The organism is Streptomyces sp. NPDC014676, from assembly GCF_043084105.1.
GTDB lineage: Bacteria > Actinomycetota > Actinomycetes > Streptomycetales > Streptomycetaceae > Streptomyces.
The window spans coordinates 653,111-665,305 of sequence record NZ_JBIBZI010000001.1 but is presented as its reverse complement, the minus strand read 5'-3'; the positions used below and the strand labels follow the sequence as shown (position 1 = coordinate 665,305).

Below are 12,195 nucleotides of genomic sequence, written 5' to 3'. Positions count from 1 at the left end.
CTCCCGCGCACGTTCAGCGGGCCTTGATGTCGACGATCCGCCACCGGTCATCCTCGAGCCGTGCGGTGACGGTGAGCTGGGCCGCCGCGGTGGTGACCTCGGCCTTGTCGCCGCCCTTGTGGGAGGTCTGGTCGAGGAAGACCAGCAGGCGGGCCTCGTCGCCGTCGAGTTCGGCCACCCCGGTGCGGACGGCGCGGGTGCTCAGGGTGACGCGCTGTTCGGTGAGGTCGTCGCGGACCCGCGCGAAGAGGGTCGCGTACTGGCGGGCGGCGCGGCCGTCGAGGGCGGTGCGCGCGGAGCGTTCGGCGGCCGCGGTGCCGTCCGGTGTGTAGGAGAAGATCCGGGCGAGGGCGTTGCCGACGTCGCCGGCGACGCGGGTGGTGGCCCCGGTGTCGGTGAGCGCGTGGTTCCGGGCGGACGCGGCCGACCTCAACTGGTGGGCACCGTAGAGGAAGCCACAGCCACCGAGGACGAGCACCACGACGGCTGCGACGAGGACGGCCCGCCGCAGCCGCCCGCCCGGCGGGCGGCGGGCGCGGGCACCGTCCGGCACGTCCGCGGCGGATCCGGGCCCCTGCCCTCCCACCTTCCCGACGGGCGTGTCCGCAGCCCCGCCCGCCTTCCCGACGGGCGTGTCCGCATCCCCGCGCTCCCTCTCGCCGGCCCCGGGCGCGGAGTCCGTCTCCGCGCCGGGCTCCGGCGTACCGCCCCTGCGCAGCAGTCGCGTCAGCGTCATCGGTCGCCGTCCTCCTTCTCGCCCTCGACCGGTACGGCGCTCAGTGCCCTCACCTTCCACTCCCCCTCGCCCGTGCGGGCCAGGACCGCCTCCAGGCGCTTGCGGTCGGTGGCCGGCCGCTTCGTTCCGGCGGGCGTGACCTCGACGCGGACGGTGGCGATGAGCTTGGCCGTGCCGGACCGCGTGTCGAGCGCGGTGACGGCGGCCTCGGTGACCGTGCCGCGCGCCGAGGCGCCCGCCTCGGCACCGGTGCGGCCCAACTCCTCGCGCAGCGGCCCGGTGGAGGCGGCGCGCCAGGCCCGGATGCCCCGCTCCGCCCGCTGCCGGGTGGAGGCGTCGAGCGTGGTGAGCGTCGCGATGCCCGCCCGTCCGTCGGCGAGCGCCTCGTCCCGCTCCCTGCCGTACGCGAGCGAGTCGTCGGTGCGGGCCTGCGCGTACGTCCACGCGCCGGTACCGCAGAAGCCGAGGGCCAGCACGAGCCCCGCTCCGGTGAGGATCCGGGCCCCCCTCATCGCGCACCGCCGGTGTGGAGGAGGCCGGACAGGTCGTCCGGTGCCTCGCCGCTCCGTCCGGGCAGGGCGAGGGCGCCGGGGAGTACCGGGGAGGCGTCGTTCCCGGCGGGTGTCCCGCCGCTGCCCGAGGGCAGGGAGCCGGGTCTGGCCGGTTCGGGCACCGCGCCGCCCTTCGGGGCGTTCGCCGAACCGCGTACGTTCGATCCGCCGGCGGCCGGGGCGGTGCAGGCCGCGCCGGTGTTGAGGGCGGGCGCGGTGCCGAGGTCGAGGCCGTTGCGGTAGCGCGTGGCGCCGTATCCGTCGGTGCAGGGCAGGGGGGTGAAGAAGGTGACGGCCATGCCGAGGTTCAGCTTCCCTCCGTCGACGGCGGTGGCGCCGGCGGCGACGGCCGCCGGGTACTGCACGAGGAGTTCCTCGATGCCGCGCTGCCGGGTGACGGCGACCTCGGAGGTGGTGAGGAGGTTGGCGAGGACGACGCCGAGGCTGGGGTCGAGGTCCCGCAGCAGGCCGCTGACCTGGGTGGCCGCCTCGGGGGTGACCGCGAGGAGGCGGCGCAGGTCGGCGTCGGAGTCCTTGAGGGCACGGGCCAGTTCCTCCGCCCCGCCGGCGAAGTCGCGGATGGCCTTCGCCTCCTGGGCCTGGGTGCGCAGGACGGTCTCGCCGTCGGTGATGAGCAGGGTGGTGGACGGCAGGGCGCGGTCGGCTGCCTCGATGAAGTCGCCGCCGCTGTCGAGCAGCGCCTGGAGGTCGTCGCCGTGCCCTTCGAAGGCCTTGCCGAACTCGTCGACGACCGTGCGCAGGTCTTCCAGCGGGACGGACCTCACGAGGTCGTCGACGCTGGTGAGGACGTCGGTGACGGGTGCGGGCACCCGGGTGTCGGCCTGTTCGATGCGGGTGCCGTCGGTGAGGTAGGGGGAGCCGTCGCTCTCGGGCCGCAGGTCGATGTACTGCTCGCCCACGGCGGAGAGTCCGGCGACCACGGCCTTGGTGTCGGCGGGGATGCGGGGGGCGGACTTCTTGATGCGGAGTTCGGCGACGACCCCCTCGTCGGTGAGGCCGATCGGGCCGACGCGGCCCACCGAGACGCCCCGGTAGGTGACGTCGGAGTGGGTGAACAGGCCGCCCGTGTGCGGGAGTCGCACGTCCACCGTGTAGTAGTCGGCGACGCCCACGTACCGGCCGAGGTCGGCGTAGCGGATGCCGAGGAACGAGAGGGCGAGGACGGCGACGATGAGGAAGGCGAGGTTCTTCAGCCGTACGGCGAGGGTGATCACCTGCTCTCACCCCCGGACCCGGACACGGAGGGCAGCGGCAGCGGTGAGGAGGAGTCCCCCGACGGGGAGCGCGCCCCGGACGGCGATGCGGACGGCGACGCGGACGACGGCCCGACTCCCGGTGCTCCGTCGTCGTCCCCGGCGGACCGCTCCTTCCCGGCCGCGCCCGGCCCGCCGTCCGCCGCGGCGGACGGCGAAGGCGTGCCCCCGGTCACCAGCGGCGGAATCACCTGGGTCCCGGGCACGGCGGCCATGGTCAGGTACGCGTTGAGGTAGTCGCCCTTCACCCCGCGCAGCACCTCGTCGGTGAACGGGTACGTCACCAGCACCTGGAGCGAGTCGGGCAGGTCCGTGCCCGCGTCGGCGAGCGCCTTCAGCGTCGGCGCGAGGGCCTTGAGGTCGGCGATCATGTCGTCCTTGCTCGCGTTGACGGTGGAGACGGCCACGCCGGAGAGGGTGTCGAGGGAGCGCAGCATGGTCAGCAGTGAGCCGCGCTGCTTCTCGAGCGTCTTCAGTCCGGGCGAGAGGCCGGTGAGGACGGTGCCGACGTCGTCCTTGCGGGTGGCGAGGGTCGAGGAGAGCCGGTTGACGGCGTCGAGGGCGTCGGTGATGTCTCCCCGGTGGTCGTCGAGGTCGCCCACCAGGGTGTCGACCCGTTTCAGCATGGAGCGGACCTCGGGTTCGCGGCCGCCGAGGGCCGCGTTGAGCTCCTGGGTGATGGTCTTGAGCTGGTTGACGCCGCCACCGTTGAGGAGCAGGGACAGCGCGCCGAACACCTCCTCGACCTCGGTGTTGCGGCTGGTGCGGGCCAGCGGGATGACGTTCCCGTCCGTCAGCCGGCCGGCTCCGGTCTCCTTGGCGGGTGCGACGAGCTGGATGTACTTCTCGCCCAGCAGGCTGGACTGTTCGAGCCGTGCGGTGGCGTCGGCGGGCAGCCGCACATCGCCGTTGATCTCCATGGTGACGCGGGCCGACCAGTCGTCGCGGCCGAGTTCGATGTCGGTGATCCGGCCGACGGCGACGTCGTCGACCTTCACCGCGGCGTGCGGGACCAGGCTGAGCACGTCGTGGAGTTCCGCGGTGACGGTGTAGGGGTGGTCGCCGAGGTCGGCGCCGCCGGGCAGCGGCAGGTCCCCGATGCCGTCGAAGCGCGGTGGTTCGACGGCGACCGCGCCGAGGGCGAGGGCGAAGCCGAGGCCGAGGGCGATCAGTCCGCCCGCGGTGAGGCCCGCGGCCCGGCCCGCGGTGAGCATGCCGCGCTTCATCGGCCGTCACCCTTCTGCCCGTCCCCCTTCCGCCCGTCGGCCGCACCGGCCACGGGCAGCGGCAGCAGCGGGCCGCCGATGCTGATCTCGTTGAGGTTGGCGCGGCCGTCGAGGGTGCGGGTGTCGGGGTTGTAGGCGCCCACGACGTTGCCGGCGGCCAGCGGCGCCACGTCCAGCGCCTCGGCCAGCGAGGCCCGTTGCTCGACCAGGGTCTGTGTGAGGGGGACGAGGCGGTCGACGTTCTTCTTCAGCTCGCCCCGGTTGTCCTCGATGAAGGTCTTGACCTGGCCGAGGGCCTTGCCGAGTTCCTCCAGCGCGCCGGTGAGGTCGTCCTTGTTGTCGGCGAAGAAGCCGACGACCTCGTCCAGGCGTTCCTGCGCGGTGCGCACGTCGGTGTCCTTGTTCTTCAGCATGGTGGTGAAGGTCTGGAGGCTGCTGAGCGTCTTGAACAGGTCGCCGCTGCTGCCGTCGAGGGTCCTGGCCGCCTTGCCGAACTCCTCGACGCCCTCGCCGATGGCCTCGCCGTTGCCGTCGAGGTTGGCGGCGCCGGTCCGCAGCAGTTCGGACAGGGCGCCGTCGGCGTTGGCGCCGTCCGGGCCGAGGGCCTCGCCGAGTTCGGTGATCGACTCGTAGATCTGGTCGATCTCGACGGGGAGGCGGTTGCGCGAGACGGGCAGTACGGCGCCGTCGGCGAGGGTGGGGCCCGTGCTGTGGGCGGGGGTGAGCTGCACATACCGGTCGGCGACGACGCTCGGCGCGACGACGACGGCCCGCGCGCCCTCGGGGACCTTGATCCCCTCGTCCAGGTGGAGGTCGACGCGGACCGTGGTGCCCTCGGGCCGCACCGACTCCACCTCGCCGACCCGTACGCCGAGGACGCGCAGGTCGGACCCGGCGTAGACGCCGGTGGCGCGGTCGAAGTAGGCGGTGATGCGGGTGCCGTCGGATGCGAGGGCCCGGACGGTGGCCACGCCGCCGGCGGCGAGTACCAGGAAGGCGAGCACGCCGGTGAGGATCTTTCCGCGTCGGTTCATCACTCACCGTTCCCCTGGGCCGCCGCCGGCTGTTTCGGCGGCAGGCATCCGGTCTCGGGCTGGGAGGTCTCGGGCAGGTAGTCGCGGGGCACGACACCGCACAGGTAGCTGTCGAACCAGCGGCCGTTGCCGAGGGTGTTGCCGACCAGGCGGTAGTACGGGCCGACCAGCGCGAGGGTCTTGCCGAGCTGGGTGTTGTTCTCCTCCAGGACGGTGGTGACGCGGCCGAGGGCTTTGAGGGTGGGGCCGAGCTGCTTCTCGTTGTCCTCGACGAGGCCGCCGAGTTCGGTGCCGAGGTCCTTGCTGCCCTTGAGCAGGGCGCTGATGGCGGCGCGGCGGTCGCGGAGTTCGCCGAGCAGGGAGCCGCCGTCCTCGATGAGGGTCTCGAAGCTGGACTTCCTGTTCTCCAGCGTCTTGGTGAACTTGGCGCTTCCCTTGAGGAGTTCGGAGAGTTCCGCGTCGCGCTCGGAGACGGACCGCGACAGGTCGGACAGGCCGGTGGCGGCCTTGCGCACGTGGGGCGGGGAGTCCTCGAAGGTGTCGGAGAGGGTCTCGAAGCTCTCCGCGAGGCGCCGGGTGTCGATGTCGTCGACGGTGCCGCTGAGGTCCTGGAACGCCTGGGTCACGTCGTAGGGGGAGGTGGTGCGGGTCAGCGGGATGCGGCTGCCGGGGGCCTGCCGGCCGGAGCCGAGCGGGTCGAGCGCCAGGTACTTGTCGCCGAGGACGGTCTTGATGGCGATGGCGGCGGTCGTGCGGTCGCCGATCCAGGCGTCCTCGACCTCGAAGGTGACCTTCACCTTGGCCCCGTCGAGCGCGACGCCGGTGACCCGGCCGGCCTTGACGCCCGCGATGCGCACCTCGTCGCCCTCGTCCAGGCCCGCGGCCTCGGAGAAGTCGGCGCTGTAGGTGGTGCCGCCGCCGAACGGAAGCCGGTCGACGTGGTAGGCGAGGAGGGCGATCAGGGTGAGGACGAGCAGCCCTACGACGCCGACGGCGACGGGATCGCGCTCTTTCACGGGCTTGATGTGCGGGCGTCTCATCCGCGGCACCTCGATTCGGTGATCGCGATGCCGGTCGGCGGTTCGGAGCCGTCGGAGGTGGTCACTCCGCTCACGCGTGCCTCGCAGAGGTAGAGGTTGAACCACGATCCGTAGGAGGACAGACGGGCCAGGGCGGTCATCTTGGCGGGGGTCTTCTCGAGGAAGTCCTCGATCTGCGGGGTGTGTTCGCCGAGGTTCGTCGAGAGCCGGCCCAGTTCGCGGATGTCCTGCTTGAGGGGCTCCCGTCCGTCCTCGAAGAGGTCGGCGGTGACGGTGGTCAGGTCGCCCATGGCCGCGACGGCCCTGCCGAGGGGTTCACGGTCCTCGTCGAAGCCGGTGACGAGTTCCTGGAGGGTGACGACGAGGTCGTCGAAGTCGTCCTCGCGGTCGTTGAGGGTGTCCAGGACGGTGGTGAGGTTCCCGACGACCTGGCCGATCACCTCGTCCTTGGCGGCGACGGTCGTACTGAGCGAGCCGATGTGACGGATCAGGCTGTCGACGGTGGCGCCCTCGCCCTGGAGCACCTGCACGATCGATCCGGCGAGTTCGTTGACGTCCTTCGGGGAGAGCCCTTCGAACAGCGGTTTGAAGCCGTTGAAGAGCAGGGTCAGGTCGAGGGCGGGCGTGGTGCGCTCCAGCGGGACGGTGCCGCCCTCCTCCAGGGTGCCGGTGAGGTCGCCGCTGCCGCGGCCGAGGGAGACGTAGCGCTGGCCGACCATGTCGAGGTACTTCACGGCGGCGGTGGTCGACCGGGGCAGCCTGCGGTCCTCGCGGACGGTGAAGGTGACCTGCGCGGTGCGCCGTTCCACCACGCGTATGTCGGTGACCTCGCCGACCTCCACCCCGGAGATCCGTACGCTGTCGCCGTCGACGAGTCCGGTGACGTCGGTGAACAGGGCCTTGTAGGTGGTGGTGCCGGAGCCGACGCCGGTGTCGGCGACGCCGATGCCGAGCACGGTCGTGGCGAGGGCGGTGACCACCACGAAGGCGAGGGACTTGAGCAGCGGCCCGGTCAGCGGGCGGCGCCGGGTGTGCGCGTCGTCGGCGGTGGTCATCCGAGGGTCACCTCCGTACCGCGGTAGACGGGGCCGACGAGCAGGCTGCTCCAGTCGGGCAGGTCGCCGGGGCTCTCGCCGGCGGCGGGGGCGAGGAGTTCGTTGACGAGGTCGTTCTCCGCCGGGGAGTTGGCGGGTCCGAGGTCCTGCTCGGCCGCGGGGGTGGCGGTCCGCGCGGTGGGCCGGGGCAGCGAGCCGAGGTAGGGCACGGAGGGGCAGCGGGGGCCGCCGCCGGAGTCGTAGACCGGGGTGTCGCGGCCGGGGCGGTAGGCGCCGCGGGAGGCGACGGTGGTGACGTCGACGTGGATGCCGGGCCGGTCGGTGCCCCTGCCGAGCGCCTTGTCCATGGCGGGGACGAACTCGGCGAGGGTGCGCAGGGTGCAGGGGAAGGCCGAGGAGTACTCGGCGAGCAGTTCCAGGGTGGGCCGGCCCGTGGCACCGAGCCGGATGATGTTGTCCTTGTTCTCGCGCAGGAAGGCCGTCACATCCTCGGCCGTCCGGGTGGTGGCGCCGAGGGTGGCGGCGAGTTCGGCCTCCTGCTCGGCGAGGGTGCCGCTGGTGGTGGTGAAGTCGGTGAGCGCCGTGATGATGTCGGGCGCGGCGTCCGCGTAGACATGGCTGACCTTCACGAGTTCCCTGAGGTCGCGGTTGAGGGCGGGCAGGTGGGGGTTGAACTCCTCCAGGTGCTCGTCCAGCAGGCTCAGCGTGTCGCCGAGCCGGTCCCCGCGGCCCTCCAGGGCCTGTGAGACGGCGGACAGGGTGGCGGAGAGCTTCTGCGGCTGGACGGCGGTGAGCATCGGCAGGACGTCGTCGAGCACCTGCTGGAGCTCGATGGCGTTCTCGGAGCGGTCCTGGGGGACGACGGCTCCGGCGGCCAGGGGCCGGGCCGAGGGGTTCTCGGGCGGTACGAGGGCCACGAACCGTTCGCCGAACAGGGTGGTCGGCAGCATCTGCGCGCGGACGTCGGACGGTACGTCGTCCAGCGCGCCGGGCTTCATGGCGAGGGTGAGCCGGGCCCCGTCGCCGGTGGCGTCGATGGCGCGGACCTCGCCGACGACGACGCCGCGCAGTTTCACCTCGGCGCCCGGGTGCATCTGGTTGCCGGCGCTGCCGGTCTCGACGACCACCGGGTCGGAGTCGGTGAACCTCTTGTCGTAGACGGCGACGGCCAGCCAGATCAGCAGGGCGGGCACCAGCACGAACACCACCCCGGCCAGCCGGTGGCGCAGCGTCTCTCCTCGTGGGCTGCTCATCTCACCCCGCCACCTTCACGGTCGTGGTCGCACCCCACAGGGCGAGCGACAGGAAGAAGTCGGTGACGCTGATCAGCACGATGGCGTTGCGCACGGACCGGCCGACGGCGACGCCGACGCCGGCGGGGCCGCCCGAGGCGCGGAAGCCGTGGTAGCAGTGGGCGAGGATCACCATCACGCTGAAGATCAGCACCTTCAGTACGGAGAGCAGCACGTCCGTCGGGGAGAGGAAGAGGTTGAAGTAGTGGTCGTACGTGCCCCGGGACTGCCCGTTGAACAGGACGGTCACATAGCGGGAGGCGACGTAGGAGGAGAGCAGCCCGATCGCGTAGAGCGGGACGATGGCGACGACCCCGGCGATGATGCGGGTGGTGACCAGGTAGGGCATGGAGCGGATGCCCATGCCCTCCAGGGCGTCGACCTCCTCGTTGATGCGCATGGCGCCTAGCTGGGCGGTGAAGCCGGCGCCGACGGTCGCGGAGAGGGCGAGTCCGGCGACGAGGGGGGCGATCTCGCGGGTGTTGAAGTAGGCGGAGACGAATCCGGTGAACGCGGCCGTGCCGATCTGGTCGAGGGCCGCGTAGCCCTGGAGTCCGACGACGGTCCCGGTGAAGAGCGTCATCGCGATCATCACGCCGATGGTGCCGCCGATGATCCCGAGGCCGCCGGAGCCGAAGGCCACCTCGGCGAGGAGGCGTTGCACCTCCTTGAGGTAGCGGCGCAGGGTCCGCGGGATCCACAGCAGGGCCCGGACGTAGAAGAGCAGTTGGTCGCCGGAGCGGTCGAGCCATACGAGCGGGGAGGCCATCGGTCCTCAGCCTCCCTTCGGCGGGACGATCCGGAGGTAGACGGCCGTCATCACCATGTTGACGAAGAAGAGCAGCAGGAACGTGATGACGACGGACTGGTTGACGGCGTCGCCGACGCCCTTGGGGCCGCCGCGCGGGTTGAGGCCCCGGTAGGCGGCGACGATGCCGGCGATGAACCCGAAGACCAGCGCCTTGAGTTCGCTGATGTACAGGTCGGGGAGCTGGGCGAGGGCGGAGAAGCTGGAGAGGTAGGCGCCGGGGGTGCCGCCCTGCATGACGACGTTGAAGAAGTAGCCGCCGAGGATGCCGACGACGGAGACCAGGCCGTTGAGCAGGACGGCGACGCCCATGGCGGCCAGGACCCGGGGCACGACCAGGCGCTGCACCGGGGACACGCCCATGACCTCCATCGCGTCGAGTTCCTCGCGGATCTTGCGGGAGCCGAGGTCGGCGCAGATGGCCGAGCCGCCGGCGCCGGCGATCAGCAGGGCAACGATGAGCGGGCTGGCCTGCTGGACGACGGCGAGGACGCTGGCGCCCCCGGTGAACGACTGGGCGCCCAACTGCTCGGTCAGGGAGCCGACCTGGAGGGCGATGACGGCGCCGAAGGGGATCGAGACGAGGGCGGCGGGCAGGATGGTCACGCTCGCGACGAACCAGAACTGCTCCACGAACTCGCGGAACTGGAAGGGCCTTCGGAAGACGGCCCGGCCGACTTCGGCGGCGAGCGCGAAGAGCCGGCCGGTCTGCCGCAGCGCGCCGGTGATCACGTGCCGCTCCCGGCGGTGGGCATCGGCAGGGTGGCCGCCCCGGCGTTCCTCGCGTAGGTGTCCCGGATCGCGGACCGCGCGGCGGGCGGCAGCGTATCGATCATGCCCATGACACGGTTACGTCGTCGGTCGACGGCCCGGCGCGGCGGGAGCCCGGGCGACGGCTCCAGTTGCGGGACGATCACCCGGGGCGCGGCGGAGGAGGCGGCACCCGCCTCGGCGGCGAGGGTGGCCGCGTCCTTCTCCTCGGACATCCCGATGGGGCCCTCGCGCCGGCCGCCGAGGAACTGGGCCACGACCGGCTCGTCGCTGGTGAGCAGCACCTCGCGCGGGCCGAAGGTGACGAGTTCACGCCGGAAGAGCATCCCCATGTTGTCGGGCACGGTGGCGGCGATGTCGAGGTTGTGGGTGACGATCAGCATCGTCGCGTCGATCTGCGCGTTCAGGTCGATCAGCAGCTGGGAGAGGTAGGCGGTGCGGACCGGGTCGAGTCCGGAGTCCGGTTCGTCGCACAGGATGATCTGCGGGTCGAGGACGAGCGCGCGGGCCAGGCCGGCCCGCTTGCGCATGCCTCCGCTGATCTCTCCCGGAAGCTTGCCCTCCGCGCCCAGCAGCCCGACGACCTCGATCCGCTCCATGACGATGCGGCGGATCTCGGACTCCTTCTTGCGGGTGTGCTCGCGCAGCGGGAAGGCGATGTTGTCGAAAAGGGACATGGACCCGAAGAGGGCTCCGTCCTGGAACATGAGACCGAACAATTTACGGGTCTCGTAGATATCTTTTTCGGGACTGTTCACCATGTCCACACCGTCGATGAGCACACGGCCCTTCTCGGGTTTGAGCAGCCCTATGAGCGACTTCAGGAAAACGGTCTTCCCGGTGCCGGACGGGCCCAGCATCACGCTCACCTCTCCGGCAGGAAGGGTGAGTGTCACGTCCCGCCAGATGCTCTGCTCACCGAAGGACTTGGTCAGGCCCTCGACCACTACTTCGATTCCCATATCACCTCCAGCGGACGTGGGTCGGATGCGCGCTGCGGGCGCACGTTAAGTCGGCGCGGAGCGCACTGACAACGGGTGCGGCACCGGTTTCCCGTCGCCCTCGCGGACTTTGTCACCGCGCAGACAACACGCCGAACCCGTACTTGTCTCCGGGGAGACAGGCAGGGCCTCGCGGCTCCGGGGGGTGTGGATCCGCGAGACCCTGCCGACGGACGTCCGGCCCCGGTGGAAGGGCGCGGCCGGAAAGCATCCGTCATGGTTCCGGCCGACGGGGGCCACCGACCTGGAACCGAGCACCACACCGGCACGTTACGGTCGAGTAACCTCAGCGGGCAATACCGGATTCCGAGTTTTCCAGGAGATCCTGTTCAGCCATCCGGAACCTGTCAGGGAGCAGACAAAATACGGTCGTGAGTTTGTCACCGGGTGAGTATTCCGGCCCGACGCCGGGCGACGACCGGGGAGCTTCCCCGCCCTCGGACGGAAACCTCCACATTGACATCCGGTGACTAAGTCGGCTCGCGATCCACTCACTCCAGGAACAGATGGTTGCCCTTTTAAAAGAATCATGAACGGTGGCATTGTTCGGCTAAGTTTCCCGCAAGTAACGTCATGGCCCGCGGACAGGGAACACCGAGCCGCGGGCCGCACGGCCGCCCCTCGTTCCCTTCGGCCACGGCCCATCTCTGCCGGTCGATCCACAAGGAGACTCCCCGAGCCATGAAGAAAACCCTCAGAAGGACCGCTGTCGTGGCGGGTGCGGCCACGGCCGCCTTCGGCCTCACCCTCTCCCCCGCCTCGGCGGTGCCGTCCACGACGTGGACCGTCACCCCCGCGGGCAGCTACACGGCCACGAACGCCGGCAACATCGTGCTGACCGCCACCATCCCGATGACGTGCACGACCTCGGGCGCCTCGGGCAGCATGGCGAGCAACACCGGCAACCCGGCCCAGGTCGCCGCCATCAACGCCATCAACTTCGGCACCGCCTCCACGCCGTGCACCAGTGTTCTGGGCAATGTCAGCACCGTGGCGGTCACCCCCTGGTCCGTCGTCGCGCAGGACTACACCGCCTCGACCGGCGTCACCAAGGGCTACGTCGGCAACGTCACGGCCAACGTGACCGCCGGCGTCTGCAAGTTCACGGTGACGGGCAAGGTCTCGGCCACCTACACCAACTCCACCGGCGTCCTGGCCGTCAACAGCGTCGCCGGCGAACTGACCGTCACCAACCCGGTCAACTGCGGCACGATCATCACGACCGCCACCAAGCCCCTCTTCAAGGGCAACTACTCCATCAAGGCGTCGAACGGCGCCATCCCGGCGATCGTCGGCACCAACCCGTAAGGCGCCACCCGCCCGCGGACGCCCGGCCGGCACACCCGGCCGGGCGTTCGCGGGCCGCCCGCGCCGGACCCCGCCCGGTGCCGGCCGCCGGTCCCCGAT

At 71.2% G+C, this 12,195-nt stretch carries 12 protein-coding genes; 1 reads left to right on the top strand and 11 read right to left on the bottom strand.

Annotated features, from left to right (window positions below; translation table 11 throughout):
- Positions 1-13: 13 nt before the first annotated feature.
- The 11 genes from ACF1DX_RS03020 to ACF1DX_RS02970 are packed head-to-tail and all read right to left on the bottom strand — an operon-like array spanning position 14 to position 10,749.
- Positions 14-736, bottom strand: coding sequence for a hypothetical protein (locus tag ACF1DX_RS03020; RefSeq protein WP_391789479.1), 723 nt, complete (start codon positions 734-736; stop codon positions 14-16).
- On the bottom strand, positions 733-1,248 hold the full coding sequence (locus ACF1DX_RS03015) for a hypothetical protein (RefSeq protein WP_391789478.1): 516 nt from the start codon (positions 1,246-1,248) through the stop codon (positions 733-735). Before ACF1DX_RS03015 ends, ACF1DX_RS03020 begins: the two co-directional genes overlap by 4 nt.
- Positions 1,245-2,522: an MCE family protein gene (locus ACF1DX_RS03010; protein WP_391789477.1), complete on the bottom strand. Its 1,278-nt coding sequence runs from the start codon at positions 2,520-2,522 to the stop codon at positions 1,245-1,247. The genes ACF1DX_RS03015 and ACF1DX_RS03010 overlap by 4 nt, the downstream gene beginning before the upstream one ends.
- Positions 2,519-3,787, bottom strand: a complete 1,269-nt coding sequence (locus ACF1DX_RS03005; protein WP_391789476.1) for an MCE family protein — start codon at positions 3,785-3,787, stop codon at positions 2,519-2,521. Before ACF1DX_RS03005 ends, ACF1DX_RS03010 begins: the two co-directional genes overlap by 4 nt.
- Entirely contained in the window at positions 3,784-4,821 is a 1,038-nt protein-coding gene (locus ACF1DX_RS03000; RefSeq protein WP_391789475.1) for an MCE family protein, read from the bottom strand. Before ACF1DX_RS03000 ends, ACF1DX_RS03005 begins: the two co-directional genes overlap by 4 nt.
- Entirely contained in the window at positions 4,821-5,861 is a 1,041-nt protein-coding gene (locus ACF1DX_RS02995) for an MCE family protein (protein WP_391789474.1), read from the bottom strand. The genes ACF1DX_RS03000 and ACF1DX_RS02995 overlap by 1 nt, the downstream gene beginning before the upstream one ends.
- Entirely contained in the window at positions 5,858-6,916 is a 1,059-nt protein-coding gene (locus tag ACF1DX_RS02990; RefSeq protein WP_391789473.1) for an MCE family protein, read from the bottom strand. The genes ACF1DX_RS02995 and ACF1DX_RS02990 overlap by 4 nt, the downstream gene beginning before the upstream one ends.
- A complete protein-coding gene (locus ACF1DX_RS02985) occupies positions 6,913-8,169 on the bottom strand; it encodes an MCE family protein (protein WP_391789472.1) in 1,257 nt (418 codons plus the stop codon). The genes ACF1DX_RS02990 and ACF1DX_RS02985 overlap by 4 nt, the downstream gene beginning before the upstream one ends.
- 1 nt (position 8,170) lies before the next feature.
- A complete protein-coding gene (locus ACF1DX_RS02980; protein ID WP_391789471.1) occupies positions 8,171-8,977 on the bottom strand; it encodes an MlaE family ABC transporter permease in 807 nt (268 codons plus the stop codon).
- A 6-nt stretch (positions 8,978-8,983) separates the two neighbouring features.
- Positions 8,984-9,748, bottom strand: coding sequence for an MlaE family ABC transporter permease (locus ACF1DX_RS02975; RefSeq protein ID WP_391789470.1), 765 nt, complete (start codon positions 9,746-9,748; stop codon positions 8,984-8,986).
- Positions 9,745-10,749 (bottom strand): ABC transporter ATP-binding protein, encoded by a 1,005-nt coding sequence (locus ACF1DX_RS02970; protein ID WP_391789469.1) that lies wholly within the window; start codon positions 10,747-10,749, stop codon positions 9,745-9,747. Before ACF1DX_RS02970 ends, ACF1DX_RS02975 begins: the two co-directional genes overlap by 4 nt.
- Positions 10,750-11,469: 720 nt before the next feature.
- Between ACF1DX_RS02970 and ACF1DX_RS02965 the strand changes: the two genes are divergently transcribed.
- Positions 11,470-12,096, top strand: coding sequence for a hypothetical protein (locus ACF1DX_RS02965; protein ID WP_391789468.1), 627 nt, complete (start codon positions 11,470-11,472; stop codon positions 12,094-12,096).
- Positions 12,097-12,195: the final 99 nt, after the last annotated feature.